15 protein-coding genes are annotated in these 15,164 nt (G+C 66.4%); 9 read left to right on the forward strand and 6 right to left on the reverse strand.

Translation table 11 applies throughout. From position 1 onward, the window contains the following. Positions 1-10: 10 nt before the first annotated feature. Entirely contained in the window at positions 11-1,279 is a 1,269-nt protein-coding gene (locus PMO31116_RS04875) for an NAD(P)/FAD-dependent oxidoreductase (protein WP_150565725.1), read from the forward strand. A gap of 191 nt (positions 1,280-1,470) precedes the next feature. On the opposite strand, the gene PMO31116_RS04880 is transcribed toward PMO31116_RS04875, so the two are convergent. Next, the gene (locus PMO31116_RS04880) at positions 1,471-2,472 is read right to left on the reverse strand and encodes an LLM class flavin-dependent oxidoreductase (RefSeq protein ID WP_150565726.1); all 1,002 of its coding nucleotides are present in this window, start codon (positions 2,470-2,472) and stop codon (positions 1,471-1,473) included. A 171-nt stretch (positions 2,473-2,643) separates the two neighbouring features. Here PMO31116_RS04880 and PMO31116_RS04885 point away from each other — a divergent pair, with 171 nt between their 5' ends. The 3 genes from PMO31116_RS04885 to PMO31116_RS04895 all read left to right on the forward strand — a co-directional run bounded on the left by PMO31116_RS04885 (position 2,644) and on the right by PMO31116_RS04895 (position 5,773). Beyond that, positions 2,644-3,093, forward strand: coding sequence for a winged helix-turn-helix transcriptional regulator (locus PMO31116_RS04885; protein WP_246185148.1), 450 nt, complete (start codon positions 2,644-2,646; stop codon positions 3,091-3,093). 112 nt (positions 3,094-3,205) lie between these two features. After that, on the forward strand, positions 3,206-4,324 hold the full coding sequence (locus tag PMO31116_RS04890) for a patatin-like phospholipase family protein (RefSeq protein WP_150565727.1): 1,119 nt from the start codon (positions 3,206-3,208) through the stop codon (positions 4,322-4,324). Further along, positions 4,325-5,773, forward strand: a complete 1,449-nt coding sequence (locus PMO31116_RS04895; protein ID WP_150565728.1) for a GntP family permease — start codon at positions 4,325-4,327, stop codon at positions 5,771-5,773. A gap of 119 nt (positions 5,774-5,892) precedes the next feature. Here PMO31116_RS04895 and PMO31116_RS04900 read toward each other — a convergent pair whose 3' ends face one another. Both PMO31116_RS04900 and PMO31116_RS04905 read right to left on the reverse strand, forming a co-directional pair. After that, positions 5,893-6,876, reverse strand: coding sequence for a M14 family metallopeptidase (locus PMO31116_RS04900; protein ID WP_150565729.1), 984 nt, complete (start codon positions 6,874-6,876; stop codon positions 5,893-5,895). A 139-nt stretch (positions 6,877-7,015) separates the two neighbouring features. Next, a complete protein-coding gene (locus PMO31116_RS04905; RefSeq protein ID WP_150565730.1) occupies positions 7,016-8,335 on the reverse strand; it encodes an MFS transporter in 1,320 nt (439 codons plus the stop codon). A gap of 238 nt (positions 8,336-8,573) precedes the next feature. Between PMO31116_RS04905 and PMO31116_RS04910 the strand changes: the two genes are divergently transcribed. The 5 genes from PMO31116_RS04910 to PMO31116_RS04930 all read left to right on the forward strand — a co-directional run bounded on the left by PMO31116_RS04910 (position 8,574) and on the right by PMO31116_RS04930 (position 12,826). Next, entirely contained in the window at positions 8,574-9,308 is a 735-nt protein-coding gene (locus PMO31116_RS04910) for a PA3715 family protein (protein ID WP_150565731.1), read from the forward strand. A gap of 204 nt (positions 9,309-9,512) precedes the next feature. After that, positions 9,513-9,749: a FeoA family protein gene (locus tag PMO31116_RS04915; protein ID WP_150565732.1), complete on the forward strand. Its 237-nt coding sequence runs from the start codon at positions 9,513-9,515 to the stop codon at positions 9,747-9,749. 5 nt (positions 9,750-9,754) lie between these two features. Then, a complete protein-coding gene (feoB, locus tag PMO31116_RS04920; protein WP_150565733.1) occupies positions 9,755-11,617 on the forward strand; it encodes a ferrous iron transporter B in 1,863 nt (620 codons plus the stop codon). A gap of 17 nt (positions 11,618-11,634) precedes the next feature. Next, on the forward strand, positions 11,635-11,970 hold the full coding sequence (locus tag PMO31116_RS04925; RefSeq protein ID WP_150565734.1) for a DUF6587 family protein: 336 nt from the start codon (positions 11,635-11,637) through the stop codon (positions 11,968-11,970). A 265-nt stretch (positions 11,971-12,235) separates the two neighbouring features. Beyond that, a complete protein-coding gene (locus tag PMO31116_RS04930) occupies positions 12,236-12,826 on the forward strand; it encodes a hypothetical protein (protein WP_150565735.1) in 591 nt (196 codons plus the stop codon). Between the two features lie 154 nt (positions 12,827-12,980). On the opposite strand, the gene PMO31116_RS04935 is transcribed toward PMO31116_RS04930, so the two are convergent. From PMO31116_RS04935 to PMO31116_RS04945, 3 genes are read right to left on the reverse strand one after another with little or no spacing between them, the layout of a single operon-like run. Continuing rightward, positions 12,981-13,394, reverse strand: coding sequence for a RidA family protein (locus PMO31116_RS04935; protein WP_150565736.1), 414 nt, complete (start codon positions 13,392-13,394; stop codon positions 12,981-12,983). A gap of 49 nt (positions 13,395-13,443) precedes the next feature. Then, the gene (locus tag PMO31116_RS04940; RefSeq protein ID WP_150565941.1) at positions 13,444-14,172 is read right to left on the reverse strand and encodes an amino acid ABC transporter ATP-binding protein; all 729 of its coding nucleotides are present in this window, start codon (positions 14,170-14,172) and stop codon (positions 13,444-13,446) included. 14 nt (positions 14,173-14,186) lie between these two features. After that, on the reverse strand, positions 14,187-15,146 hold the full coding sequence (locus PMO31116_RS04945) for an agmatinase (RefSeq protein ID WP_150565737.1): 960 nt from the start codon (positions 15,144-15,146) through the stop codon (positions 14,187-14,189). Positions 15,147-15,164: the final 18 nt, after the last annotated feature.

Genomic DNA, 15,164 nt, shown 5'->3' on the forward strand with positions numbered 1-15,164 from the left:
AGGACGCCTTATGAACGATTCACGTCCCGTCGTCGTCATCGGGGGCGGTCTGGTCGGCGTGTGTACCGCCGCCTATCTACAACGCGCCGGGCATGCCGTGGTGATCGTCGATCGGCAGTCCGCGCGCCAGGCGGCCTCGCTGGGCAATGCGGGCTGCATCAACGGGTCGTCGGTCGTGCCGATTGCCATGCCGGGTGTGCTGTGGCAGGTGCCGGGATGGTTGATGCAACCAGACGGCCCGCTCGTGCTGCGTTGGTCCTACCTGCCGCGCATGGTTCCCTGGCTGATGCGCTTCGTCGCGGCGAGTCAGCCTGCACGCGTCTCGGCTCAGGCGCACGCACTGCGGGCGCTGCTTGGCCCGGCGCTCGACGCCTACCAGCCGTTGCTCGATGATGCACAGGCCAACGATCTGGTCACGCGACGCGGCTATCTGATCGCCTACTCGAGCGAGCGCGGCATGCGCGGTGACGAGGGGGGCATGGCGCTGCGCCGCGAGAACGGCGTGCACATTGAAACCCTCGATGCCGCGGCGCTGCGCGAGTTCGAGCCAACGCTTTCACATGATTTCATCGGTGCCCGATATATCGACGAGACCGGACATACGCTGGATCCCGGCGCCCTGCTGGCGCGGTTGACCGCGCACGTGATCGCGCGCGGGGGACGCGTCGTCGACGCCAGCGCAACGGCGATCGAGACCAACGGCGCACACGCGGTGGCCGTGCATTCGGACGCGGGGCGCGAGGCGGCCAGCGCGGTCGTCGTGGCCGCGGGCGCATGGTCCGCCCCGTTCGCCCGGCAGTTGGGCGACCGCATCGTCTTCGACACGGAGCGCGGCTACCACGTGGAGATCGCGTCGCCGCAGACGATGCCCTCGCGACCGGTCATGTGGGCCGAGGGAAAGTTGTTCGCCACGCCGATGAACGGGCGGCTTCGCGGCGCAGGAACGGTCGAATTGGCCGGACTGCAAGCGCCGCCGAACTGGCGACGCGCCGACCTGCTCCTCGATCAGTTGCACAAGATGTTCCCCGGCGCCGTGGCGGGCGCCAAGCCGTCCCAATCGGTCGACGGCGCACGTTGGCAGGGATTCCGGCCGAGCACGCCCGACTCGCTGCCGGTCGTCGGCGCCGCATCGAAAGTGCCGAATGCGTTCTATGCCTTCGGCCATGGACACGTGGGTCTGACGGCCGCGGCATCCACGGGTCGCACGATCGCCGCTCTGGTGTCGGGCGAACGTCCCGGGATCGACCTGTCGCCGTTCTCCATCGGTCGCTTCCGATAGTCGGCTGGGCCTTTGCCCCGAGGCCCCAGCCCCAGGCTCACGCCTCCGGAGCTGGTGCACCGCCCCCCCCAATCGCCGCCGGAACCACTGCCGTCCGTCCGTGGGACGCGCGTTCGGGCAAGCGCCCGCGACGACATTCCACGGCATGCAAGGTGCGGCGCCCGCTCGAGGGCACCGCGCGCCGCGCGCTGTCAGTCCTTGCAGACGGCGGCCACGATATCGCACGAACGCAACCGCAGTGCGGGGTCGTAGATGTCGGTCACGAGCATCAGCTCGTCAGCCTGCGTGCGCTCGACGAGATCCGACAGCCCCGCCCTCACGCGCTCGGGCCCGCCAACCACCGCCACCCCGAGGAAGGCTTCCACCGAATGCTGCTCGGCCGGATCCCAGCGCTCGTCCATGTCGGTCACCGGCGGCTGGAGCTTCAGGCTCTGACCGCGCATCAACGCAAGAATCTTCTGCTGCGACGACGTGGCGAGGAACCTCGCTTCCTCGTCGGTCGGCGCGGCCACAACCGGTACGCCGACCATCACGTACGGCTTGTCGAGGACGGCCGACGGGCGGAAAAGATCGCGATACAGACGTATCGCATCGAACAGGAACCGCGGCGCGAAATGCGACGCAAAGGCGTAGGGCAGACCCAGATGGGCGGCAAGCTGCGCCGAAAACAGCGACGAGCCCAGCAGCCAGACAGGAATCTCGCTGCCGGCGCCCGGCGTCGCCACCAGCCGCTGACCGGGCTGAGCCGGCGCCAGCAACGCGCGCAGCTCGGCAACCTGCTCCGGGAAGTCGTCGCCGTTGGAAAGCCGGTCTCGGCGCAATGCACGCATCGTCGTCTGATCCGCGCCCGGAGCGCGCCCCAGCCCCAGATCGATACGGCCGGGATACAACGCGGCCAGCGTGCCGAAATTCTCTGCCACGACGAGCGGCGGATGATTCGGCAGCATGACGCCTCCCGACCCGACACGAATGCGCGACGTCTTGCCCGCGATGTGGCCGATCAGCAATGCGGTCGCGGAACTCGCGATGCCGTCCATGTTGTGGTGCTCGGCCAGCCAGAAACGCGTGAAACCGAGACGCTCGACGTGTTGCGCGAGCTCCGTGGATTGCTTCAGGGCCTCGGCCACCGTGCCGCCGGCACGCACCGGCACCAGGTCCAGCATCGAGATGGCCGTCTTCGACAAACTGCTCATGGGATTCTCCATTGGTCTGCGCGCGTCATGTCCGGGGCGCACCTCCGGCAATCCGCCGCGCGGCCGGAATGGCGCTTTCGGGTGACGCGCACTATCGCCACAAAGTATAGTGACGAAGGGTCGAAATCCCCAGTAGGCACCCTTTCGTTAGATAGTCACCATTTGGTTACCATGAACAAGCCCGAGCCGTTCGTCTTCGAAGAGACCTGCGTGCCGCGCCGCGTACTCGAACTCTTCAGCGTGAAGTGGACAAGCATGGTCCTCTACGCGTTGCAATGCGGCACCACGCGCACCGGCGAATTGCAGCGCCGGTTGCCCGGCATTTCCAAGAAGATGCTCACGCAGACGCTGCGCGAACTCGAACGCGACGGGCTGATTCACCGCGAGGTCTATGCCGTGGTGCCTCCCAAGGTCGAGTATTCGCTCACACCGCTCGGCGAGTTGTTCATCGAACCGATCGAAATGCTTTACCGCTGGGGCAACGAGCACGCTGACGTGCTCGCGCAACTGAGCCTGCGACGCGGCAAGCCATCGCCGACCGCCGATCAGGATGATCAGGACGGTCAGGAAAATCAGGGAAAGCGCGGCGATCGCCGCGCAAGGTTGCCGATTTCTTCTTAATCTGAGACAGTGGTCATGTTGCAGCGCAACTTGCGTGCCGCCTGCAAGCGTACTCTCGTAACGCCCCCCGCGGCCGGCCCCTGCCGGAGCCGCGTCGCATCGCCGAGGGATCATGCCACGCATTCAACGCAATCCACGCCGGCCACGCGCCAGCGCTGCCAGCCGTACGGCCGCCGACGCCCCTGCCACCGCCAGTCGGGCCGCGCCCGGCACCCTGCCCGTCGACCTTGCGCTGCAAGGGGGTGGCGCCCATGGCGCCTTCACTTGGGGCGTACTGGACCGGCTGCTCGAAGCCATCGCCAGCAGGGGCCCCTTTCACATCGAAGGCATCTCCGGTACGTCAGCGGGTGCCATGAACGCTGCGGTGCTCGCCACCGGTTACGCGCACGGCGGCCCCGAGGGCGCACGAAACGCGCTTGAGCAATTCTGGCGTGACGTCGCACATGCGGGGCGATTCAGTCCCTTGCGCCGCACGCCGCTCGACATCATGCTCGGGCGGTGGTCACTGGATAACTCCCCGTTCTTCACGTTCTTCGATCTGGCCGCGCGGGTCGTCTCGCCGTACGACCTCGCGCCGCTCGAATTCAACCCGCTGCGGCGCCTGCTCGCCGATCACATCGACTTCGACGGCATCGCAGCCTGCCCGATCCAATTGTTCATCACCGCGACCAACGTGAGAACCGGGCGCGGCCGCGTCTTCCGGAACGCGGAGATGACGGCGGACGTATTGCTCGCCTCGGCCTGCCTGCCCATGCTGTATCGCGCCATCGAGATCGACGGCGAACCTTATTGGGATGGCGGTTACGCGGGCAACCCGACGATCACGCCGCTGATTCGTGAAACGTCGTCGTGCGACACGATACTTGTGCAGGTCAACCCGGTGGAACGCGCGGAAGTTCCCCGTTCGGCGCGCGAAATCCTCAACCGCGTCAACGAAGTCTCGTTCAATGCCACGCTGCTCAAGGAACTGCGCATGATCTCAGTGCTGCGCCAGGTCGTGGACGCGGGCAGCTGCGAAGGCCGACGCTGGGCACAGATGCGCATGCACCGCATCGCCAGCGACATGATGACCACGCTGGGCTACTCGTCGAAGCTCTCGGCCGAATGGGAATTCCTCGCGATGCTGCGCGACGAGGGCCGACGTTGCGCCGAGCAATTCCTGCAAACCCACGGCACCGATCTCGGTCGGCGCGCGTCGTTCGATCTCGCCCCCCTTCAGGAGACGATCTGAATGGAGCTCGCCGGCATCCTGATCGGTCTTGGGCTGCTCGTCTGGCTGGCGTACCGCGGCTGGAGCGTGCTGCTGCTCGCGCCCGCGGCCGCCATGCTCGCCGCCGCGCTTTCCGGCGAGCCGATGCTTGCGCACTGGACACACACCTTCATGCAGAACGCCGCGCGCTTCGTCGCGCAGTTCTTCCCACTGTTCCTGCTCGGCGCCCTGTTCGGCAAGCTGATGGAAGACAGCGGGGCGGTTCGCGCGATCGCCGCGTTTCTCACCGACAAACTCGGCGCTCGCCGGGCGATGTTCGCCGTGGTGCTCGGCGGCGCGCTCGTGACGTACGGCGGCGTCAGCCTGTTCGTGGCGTTCTTCGTGCTCGCACCGATGGCGCATGCGCTGTTTCGCGAGGCGGATATCCCCGTGCGCCTGATGCCCGCCGCGATCGCGCTTGGCACATCGACCTTCACGATGTCCGCCATGCCCGGCACGCCGTCCATTCAGAATGCCATTCCCATGCCCTTTTTCGGCACCACGCCGTTCGCCGCTCCGGGCCTCGGGCTGATGGCCTCCGCCATCATGCTCGGGGCGGGACTGTGGTGGCTGTCGTGGCGCGAGGCGCAGGCGCGCCGCGCCGGACATGGTTACGCGGAGCACGAAGTCTGGGACAAGGCCCCCGACCCGACAGTCGTTCGCGAGCGCGCCAGCGTCGCGCGGGAATTCGATCCGGCGGAAATCGAGCATGGACATCGCAGCACTGAACTGCCGGGCATCCTCACGGCCGCGTTGCCGCTGCTCGTCGTGATCGGCGGCAACTTCGTGATGAACGTGATCGTCTTCCCGAGGCTCGACGCGAGCTTTCTTGCCGAACCGAGATGGGGCGGCATGACGCTGCAAAGCGTGGCGGGCGTGTGGGGCGTGTGCATCGCGCTGGCCTGCGCGATCGTGGCGCTCATCGCCCTGCAATGGCCGCGCCTGCCTGCGCTGCGCAAGACCATGGACGCCGGCGCGAACGCGTCGGTTCTGCCGATCATGTGCACGGCCAGTCTCGTGGGCTATGGCGGTGTGATCGCTGCCCTTCCGGGCTTCGAAGTCGTGCGCGACTGGGTGTTGTCCATCGACGGCGGGCCGCTCGTCTCGCTGGCCCTGTCGGCGAATCTGCTCGCGGCGATCACCGGCTCGGCCTCGGGAGGACTGACGATTGCGCTCGACGCGCTCGGCCCTGCCTACGTGAGCCTCGCCGCGCAGCACGGCATCGACCCGGCGCTGATGCACCGGGTGGCGGTGATCGCATCAGGCACACTCGACAGCCTGCCGCACAATGGCGCCGTCGTGACCCTGCTCGCCGTGTGCGGGAGCACGCATCGCGAGAGTTATTTCGACATCGTCATGGCGAGTATCGTCAGCGCACTGATTGCGCTCGTGGCCGTCATCGTCGTCGGCTCGCTGGTCGGCACCTTCTAGCGCGCCGCGCCCGTGCGCCCTGCCCCGGAAGCCGCACGGGCCGTCGATCTTGCGATCCGCCGGCCCGTGCGCTCGTGTCCTGGGCCGCCGACCGCGTCGGCGGCAACGCCCCGCGTCGATCAACGATCGAGCAGGCGACCCAGGCGCATCATCGTGACATTCACACCAAGGTGGCGCATCGACGGCTGCACGATAACGCAGTTGTCGTAAGGCGTGACGATAACCTCGTCGCCGTCGCGAGCGATCTCGGTGCCCGCCTTCTCGATGACTTCCAGCCCCGTGAAGGGTTGCGAGAAACGGAAATCCATCGAGCGGGCCACGACTGGCTGCGTAATCTCGACGAACTTCTGCCGGGCGGGCGGCGTCTGCGTCAGGAACCGCGCGACGTCGGCCTGCGCAACCACGCCCGCATGCAGCAGGAAGCGCGCGGCGCTGTCGAGCGCCACGTCGCGCGCGCTCGCAGCAAAATGCTGTCCCGTCTCGATGAGCAGGGCGTTCTTCGGGCTCGCTGCGTCGCCAAAGCCGCCGTAATCGCGCATGCGCGTGCCGTTCGCGTGGCCCTTGTCGATGATGACGTGTTCGGGCGTGCCGAGTTCGGCGGCGAGTGCAACGGCCTTTTCCAGCGGACCGGTCATCATCAGCGGCGCCGATGCTTCGTGCATCGAGTGGATGTCGAGCAGCAGATCGACCGTGTCGATGAACGGACGCATCGCGCGCGCGCGCGCCAGCTCGCGGCTCTGGCGCTCACCGTCGAGCGTCGAGGGCGTCCACACGCGATTCATGTCCTCGTCGAGAAAGCGCGTGGCATCGGCATTCTCCGCACTGAACTGCTCATAGGCGCCGACGTTGCCGAAGCCCAGCGACAGGCGGCCCGAGGTGGGACACAGTCCGGCGGCGAGCAGCGTGTCGACAGCGATGGCGCCGCTCACTTCGTTGCCATGCGTGAGGGCGAGAATCATCACGTGCTTGCCGGGCTTGCCGCTGTCGAACGTGTGCAGGTAGTCGACGCCGGTGTTGCCTTCGCGCCAGCGGGCGATATCCGGGAACGGGACTTCGATGGGGTACGCCGGCAGGGCGGCGCGAATCGCTTCGAGCGTGGTCATGAGTAGTGCTCCGCAAGGGTGCCGAAAAAGACGACGGCGTTACCGCGAGTACGGCGCACGTCGTCTTTGCGGCGGAAAACAGAACCGCGGTGAAATCCTGGTGGCTGGACTGGCCTCGTGCAGGATCGTCCGCGGGCGATCAGGCTTTCGAGGTGCGCGCGCCGCCGTGCGTGACGCCCGCGATCTTGCCCGCCCGCACGCGGCGGCCCAGCGAGATCACGGCGGCGATGCTCAGAACGGCAGTGGCCATCACGTAGAAGCTCGGCGCGAGCTTGTTGTGGGTGGCGTCGATCAGCCAGGTCACGATGAGCGGCGCGAAGCCACCGAAGAGTGTCACCGAGAAGTTGTACGACAGGGCGAGGCCGGTGCCGCGAGTACTCGTCGGGAAGATGTCGGCGAGCAGTGCCGGCAGCGGCGCGAGACTCACGGCGATGAGCAAACCGACCAGCGCCTGCACCATGAGCAGCGTCTGGAACGTGGGGTACTTGTTGAGCAACACGAACAACGGGTAGGTCGTCGCGCCCACGAGGATCAGTGCCCAGAGCATTACGCGAATGCGACCGAAGCGATCCGAGAGGTGCCCGACCACGGGCGCGGCGATCATCAGCATCACGCCGGTGACCACGGCGCCGATGAACGACGACGTGGCCGGAATGTGCAGTTGCTTGACCGCGTACGTCGGCATATAAAGCTTGTGAACGTAGTTGAACGCCGTGGCAGCGGCCACGACGCCGGCGCCGAGCAGCATGTTCGCGCGGTCGCGGCCGAAGACTTCGCGCAGCGGCGACGTCTCGCGTTGCTTCTCGCCCAGCTTCTTGAAGTCGGCGGTCTCGTCGATGTTACGGCGGATGTAGAGACCGACCGGACCGATGAGCAGACCGACGGCAAACGCGACGCGCCAGCCCCACGCGCTCAATTGGTCGGCGCTCAGCAGCAGGCTCAGCAGCGCGGAGACACCGGCGGCGAGCACCGTGGCGAGACCCTGGGTGGACATCTGCCAGCTCGCGAAAAAGCCGCGCCGTTTGGCGTCGGCGTGCTCGACCATGAAGGCTGTGGCGGCGCCGAACTCACCGCCCGTGGAAAAGCCCTGCAGCATGCGCGCGACGATGATCATGAGCGGCGAGGCGATGCCGATCTGCTCATAGGTCGGTGCGAACGCGATCATGGCCGTGCCGAGCATCATCAGACCGATGGACACGGTAAGCGACGCCTTGCGGCCGGCGCGGTCGGCGTAGCTGCCGAGAATGATCGAGCCGAGCGGGCGGGTGACGAACGAGATACCGAAGGTGCCGACGGCCAGCAGCAGCGACGTCGTGGCATCGTGCGCGGGGAAGAACAACTGACCGATCACGATGGCGAAGTAGCCGTAGATCAGCAGATCGTAGAACTCGAGTGCGTTGCCGATGCTCGCGGCGCAGATCTCACGCCACGGGTTGTGGGGTTGGGTGTTGCCTGTCATGCCCTGCTCCTCTGGATTACTGCTGGCGTTGGAAATGTCTGGCGGTCGCGCGGCACGCACTCGATGCGCGCCCCGGACCCCCTGCCAGTCTCAGGAAGCGGAGTGTAGGCGGCAGAAATTCCGGCTCCGTGCCGTTTCGGCACGCAGAAGTGCTGATTGGAGCGATGGGGCCGCGCCTCGAACCGAAGCCCATCGGTAGAATGAGCGAACCTACACTCAGGCCATTGTCCCGACCTCCATGCGCCACGTCCTCGCCGCCGCCCTGTTGTGCCTGCCGTTGCTTGCCCATGCCGATTGCAAGGATCGCCTGACCGGTTGGACGAAGACGCTCCAGCCCGGTCGCACGCTCGACACCGACTTCGCCACCTGCAAGGTCTGGCCCGCGAATCCCGCCCGGACGCTCGCCGTGCTCCCCTTGCCGCAACCCGGCGGCACCGACGAGGACCGGGTCTATGACGTGGAAGTGCTCGTCGCCGACAGCCAGAGCGGCAAGATCGTCGCGCACCGTTTCGAGAAGGCCGCCATCACCTCGGATGCCATCATGCTGCGCGAACTCGCGCTCGATACGGCAGCGTGGCGCCTGACACCTCAAGTAACAGCATTTGGCACACGCACGACGCTTGAAGGATCGTCGCGCGTCAATCCCTTCTCGCAAACGACGCTCAGCCTGTATGTCGTCGACGGCGCCACGCTGCGCAAGGTCGTCGACGGGCTCGCCACGCAGTCGAGCGGCGGCGAATGGGACGGCAACTGCGCCGGAAGCTTCACCGACACCTCGCGCATCGTTTCCGTCGGCGCGCCGGGAAAGGACGGCTACGCCAGCCTCGTCGTCAGCGAAAAGACCACGACCACGACGAACAAGCCGACCCGCAACGACTGCGCGAGCAAGGAACGCACCTCGCGAGGCGCGAACGTCACCCTCGATTACGACGGCACGCGCTACGTCGTGCCGAAGGCCCTGACCGGCGGTTGATGCGCCAGGGTGGGGGCCGGGTGCGGCATATGGCCGCAGTTGAGGAAGACGCCGCGAACGGTATCGCCCCGAACACCCCGACAGCATTGAGATCCGGCGTACCGCGGGCGGAGAAGCGCGCCCCTCCGCCCCTATCCCGCCCTTCGGAATGACATCGGCCCTGCTTATACTGCGAATAATTATCGTTCGCGTCTTATTCGTACCATGCAGTTGTCGGCGTTGAAGAAGGGCAGTACCGCGACCGTGGTTTCGGTCGTCGATCAGAGGCAACCCGATGCCATCGCGCATCGCTTGCGCGAGTTGGGTTTCGTGGCCGGCGAACCGGTGCGCGTGGTTGCGCTGGCCCCATGGGGCGGCAACCCGATGGTCGTGCAGGTCGGCGCGACGCGCTTCGCACTGCGCCGCGACGAAGCCGCGCGCGTTCAGGTCCGGCTGGGGTGAACCGCATGCCATCGACCACGCTCAGCATCGCCCTCGTCGGCAACCCCAACTGCGGCAAGACCGCACTCTTCAATCGCCTGACCGGCGCGCGCCAGAAGGTCGCCAACTATGCCGGCGTCACCGTCGAGCGCAAGGAAGGCGCGTTCGTCTCGCCCGCGGGGACAACGATCCGCGTGCTCGACCTGCCCGGCACCTACAGCCTCTCGGCCACCAGTCTCGACGAGAAGGTCACGCACGACGTCCTGCACGGCGCCTACCCGGGCGAGACGGTTCCCGAACTGATCGTGTGTGTGGTCGACGCCACGAATCTGCGCCTGCATTTGCGCTTCGTGCTCGAGGTGCTGGCGCTGGGGCGCCCGACCGTCGTGGCGCTGAACATGATGGACGCAGCCCGTCGACGGGGTATCGAAATCGATGTGGCGACACTCGCGCGCGAATTGGGCGTTCCCGTCGTCGAGACGGTGGCGATTGCCCGCACCGGCGTGCGCGCGCTGATCGAGGCACTGGACGACTTCACCCGAAATGACGTTGCGGGCGACGCAAGGGCAAGTCGCGGTGCAACGATCGATCTTGCGGACCGCGACCTTCACGCCGACGTCCGTCGAATCATGGCGTCGTCGGTGAGCGCGCTCGCGATGACTGACGGCGTCGACGAACGCCTGGACCGCATCGCGCTGCATCCGGTGTTCGGCATGATCGTGCTCACTGCTGTGATGTTCCTGATATTCCAGGCGGTGTACTTCATCGGCAAACCCATGACGGACGCCATCGGCGACGGATTCGGCTGGCTGGGCGAGCAGGTCGGCGCCGGGCTGTCCGACGGTCCGCTGCGAAGTCTGGTCGTCGACGGCCTCTTCGGTGGCCTGGGCACGGTACTCGGCTTCCTGCCCGAGATTCTGGTGCTGTTCTTCTTCATCCTCGTGCTGGAGGAATCGGGCTATCTGCCACGCGCGGCCTTCCTGCTCGATCGGATGATGGTCAAGGTCGGCCTGACCGGCCGCTCGTTCATTCCCCTGCTGTCGAGTTTCGCGTGCGCGATTCCCGGCATCATGGGCACACGCAGCATCGCCGATCCTCGTCAACGAATCACCACGATCCTTGTCGCGCCACTGATGACCTGTTCGGCGCGCCTGCCGGTATACGCGCTGCTCATTGGCGCGTTCATTCCCGACCGGCCCGTGCTGGGCGTCTTCAAGCTGCCGGGGCTGGTGCTCTTCGCGATGTACGCCGCGGGCATCCTCGGGGCGATGGCTGTGGGATGGATTGCCCGACGCTTGCGCGGTGCACGCTCGCAGCCGGCACTGCTCATGGAACTGCCGTCGTATCGCATGCCGAAGGTCCGCAATCTGGCACTGGGTCTCTGGGAGCGCGGCTGGATCTTCGTGCGGCGCCTGACCGGGGTGATCCTCGCGCTCACGGTCCTCATGTGGTTCCTCTCGACGTTCCCGTCGCCGCCAGCGGGCGCCACCGGGCCGGCCATCGACTACTCGTTCGCGGGATACATCGGCCGGGCGCTTCAGGTCATCTTCGCGCCGCTGGGCTTCAACTGGCAGATCAGCCTCTCCCTCGTTCCCGCCTTCGCGGCCCGCGAGACGGCGGTGACCGCGCTCGCGACGGTCTACGCGGTCGCCGGCGGCGCCGAGGACGCGGCCGGACTGGCGAGCGCGCTGTCGTCCAACATTTCAGTAGCCACAGCCCTGTCGCTGCTCGCGTGGTTCGCCTTCGCGCCGCAGTGCATGTCGACGCTCGCGATGATCCGCCGGGAAACGCAGTCGTGGCGCTACGTGCTGATTTCGTTCGGCTATATGTTCGCCCTGGCCTATATCGTGTCGTTCGTCACGTATCGCCTTGCGCTCTGGCTGATCTGAGACAAGGAGCCACCCCCATGTCCCCTGCCGTTCAATACGTCGTCGTCGCCGTGATCGTCGCGGCCAGTGCGTTGTCGGTGCTGCGGCATCTGTTGCCGCGTCAGACCCGGGCGGTCGGCCGCCGACTTTTCGACGCCCTGGCGCGACGAGGCGTGCCCGTGCCGCGCAAGTGGCGACAGGCCCCCGCGCCCGCCTCCGGATGCGCGAGCGGTTGTGGCGGTTGCTCCACGTCGCAATGCGCCACGCCGGAACGGACGTCCACGGTCACGGTCACGGTGCATCGCGACATGGCAGGACGGGCGAGGACCGAGCGAACCGCGGATTCGGTGCGCCATCAGCCGCCCTCAGGATAAACCCGAGAGCGCGCGCCATGGAACGTCCGCCGGGCCCGCTCCGGCGGGCCTGTGCGCGAGCGTGCATTTGCGCCCGATCACACTCGGTGCAAATAAGGGTGGCGGGACGCAAATGTCTGACTACACTTCCTAAATGCATACGGCGCGCAAACACCGCACAAGACGGTGCAGGGATTTCAGAAAGTTTGTAATGCGAAGCGCGTCATGCGCAGACAAAGTGGGGCCAGCGACTTAGCGTTGCCATTCCTTTATGGGAGGCATGTCCATGACGTGCCTGAACAAATGGATGATAGGCGCTTGCGTTGTCACGCTGAGCAGCGTGGCGATCGCTGATGGCGCCACCCCGGGGTCATCCGAACAGATGATGCTGGCCAATCTTGGCCCGGCGCCCCTGCCGATCCACGTCCCCGCCCCACCCGCGCCGGTCTCCGTCGCCGTGGTGCCGCCCGTGCCCGTCACGGTCTATCCGTTCGGGCGCGCCGGCGAGGACATCGCCGCCAGCGGCGATCGCGTCGACGCGACCCGCTTCGCCGACGACAGCGCATTGCTCTACACGCGCATCGACGCGCTCAACGGTGCCATCGCGGGCCACGACAACCACCTCGCCGACTGGATCGGCGCGCCGAACGAAACCACGGCCGCGCAAGCGACGCAGCATTATCTTTTCATCGGCCCGTCCTCGTCGCCGACACTGTCGTTCGTGCAATGGAACAACGCCGACGACAAGCTGGGGTCCGACCCGAAGCGGGGGCTGGCACTCAAGACCGACGCCTGGACCGTCTCCGCGACCGCGCGTATCCCGCTGCTCGGCCAGCGTGCCATCGGCGCTACCGTCTACGTCAAACGACGGTTCTGACCTCCGGCCCGGGCGCCCGCATTCGTCCCCCGCCCCGACATGCCGACAGGCGCACGGCACGGTCCACGCGTGACCGCCACCCGGCGCTTTGCACGGCGTACTGCGCGTTGCGCATCACGTATTCCGCACACCACATCGCGCATTTCGCCCGGGCTCAAGCCGCCGGCTTCACGGCCGTCACATCGATCTCGACGAGCCATTCCGGCCGCGCCAAAGCCTGCACGACGATACCCGTCGACACCGGGAAAACGCCCTTGAGCCAGCGCCCCATGACGTTGTAGACCGCCTCGCGATAGCGCGGGTCCACGATATAGACCGTGACCTTGCAGATGTCGGCGAGCCGGCTGCCGCACTCGTCGAGCAGCATGGCGACATTCGCCATTGCCTTTTCGGTTTGCGCGGCGACATCGCCGATGCCGACCGACTCGCGGGTATCGAGGTCCTGGCCGATCTGTCCGCGCAGATAGATCGTGTTGCCGGCGATCACGGCCTGGCAAAGGTCGTTGTCGAGGTTCTGCTCGGGATAAGTGTCGCGTGTATTGAACTTGCGAATTCGGGTGTGCATCATGGTGTCTCGTCAGGTTATCGGTTGAACGTCATATGCCGCGCGCTGCGATTCAGTGCGCGAGAATCCTGGAAAGGAAACGTTTGGCGGCGGGACTCGCCGCGTCGTTGAAGAAACTGTCGGTCGGACTGTCTTCGATGATGGCGCCGTCCTCCATGAACACGACCCGATTCGCCACGCGGCGGGCAAAGCCCATCTCGTGCGTGACGACCATCATCGTCATGCCCTCGCGGGCGAGCTCCACCATCACGTCCAGCACTTCGTTGACCATCTCCGGGTCGAGCGCCGAGGTCGGTTCGTCGAAGAGCATCGCCATGGGATCCATCGACAAGGCCCGCGCAATCGCCACACGTTGCTGCTGGCCACCCGAGAGCTGCCCCGGATACTTGTGGGCATGTGCCGACAGGCCGACGCGGTCGAGCAGCGCGCGCGCCTTGGCGCGCGCGGTCCCGGCGTCCCGGCCGAGCACGATCTGCTGGGCCAGCGTGAGATTGCGCGTGATATCCAGGTGCGGGAACAGTTCGAAATGCTGAAAGACCATGCCCACCTTGCTGCGAAGCTTCGGCAGATTCGTGGACGCCGCCATCAGTGAAATGCCCGCCACGACGATGTCGCCCTTCTGGATCGGCTCCAGCGCATTGACGGTCTTGATCAGCGTCGACTTGCCCGACCCGGACGGCCCGCACACCACGACGATCTCGCCTTTCGCGACCTGCGTGGAACACTGCTTGAGCACGTGATGCGCGCCGTACCACTTGTCGACGTCGCGTATCTCGATGATGGGTTGCGCGGTACTCATTTGTCGAAGTGTCCCGCGCGAATCGATGCGCCGATGAGATTGAGAATCAATCGACCGGCGGTGATGCAGGAGATCTGGTTCGCATCGTCCTTTGCAGGCTGAATCTCCACGATGTCCATCCCCACGACCCGGCCCTTGCGTACGAGCCCGTGAATCAGCTTGCGCGCCTGTACAAACGTCACGCCGCCCGGCGCGGGGCCGGCCACGGCGGGCATGGTCGACGGATCGAGGCCGTCGGCGTCGATGGTGAGGTAGTAATTGCCGCCGTCGGGAATGCGCGCCAACACGGCGTCCATGCCGATGTCGTGCAACTCGTACGCGGTTACGATCTGCGCACCGTACGCGCGCGCCGCCACAAGCTCCTCCGGACGCCCGCTGCCCTGGGCGCGCAGACCGATCTGCACGATACCTTCGACGTGCGCCATCTCCGAGGCGCGCCGGATCGGGCTCGACAATCCCTCCCGCACGCCGTTGACTTCGTCGCGCCAGTCCAGGTGCGCGTCGATGTGCACGAGCGTGATCGGTCCCTTGTGATCGAGCCCTCGCAGCACGGGCGTGGTGATGCCGTGATCGCCGCCCAGCACGATCGGCATGGCGCCGCCGGCCGCGATCCGGCGCACCGCCGCCTCGGCGCGCGCGTAGTGCTCGCCGGGCTGCGTCAGATCGGGAATGATGTCACCGCAGTCCACGAACCGGATGTCGGTGCGCCCCTGCAGCAGCGGGCCGTCGATGTCGAAGTCGTAGTGCCCCGGGCGACGCACCACGCGATCGGTCGCCTGGCGGATGGCCGACGGCGCGTTGGTCTGATCGTTGCTGAAGTCCGACGCGGCGTAGGGCGCGCCGTAAGGCATGCCCAGCACGGCGATGTCGGCCCTGAGGTTGTCGATGTCCAGATCGAGCTCCGAGTACAGCAGCGTCGGATGGCCGGTTCGGGGTGCCACGGTATAAGTCGTCATGTCAGTGTCCTTTGGTGA

Origin of the sequence: Pandoraea morbifera, assembly GCF_902459575.1 — a bacterium.
Classification (GTDB): Bacteria; Pseudomonadota; Gammaproteobacteria; order Burkholderiales; family Burkholderiaceae; genus Pandoraea; species Pandoraea morbifera.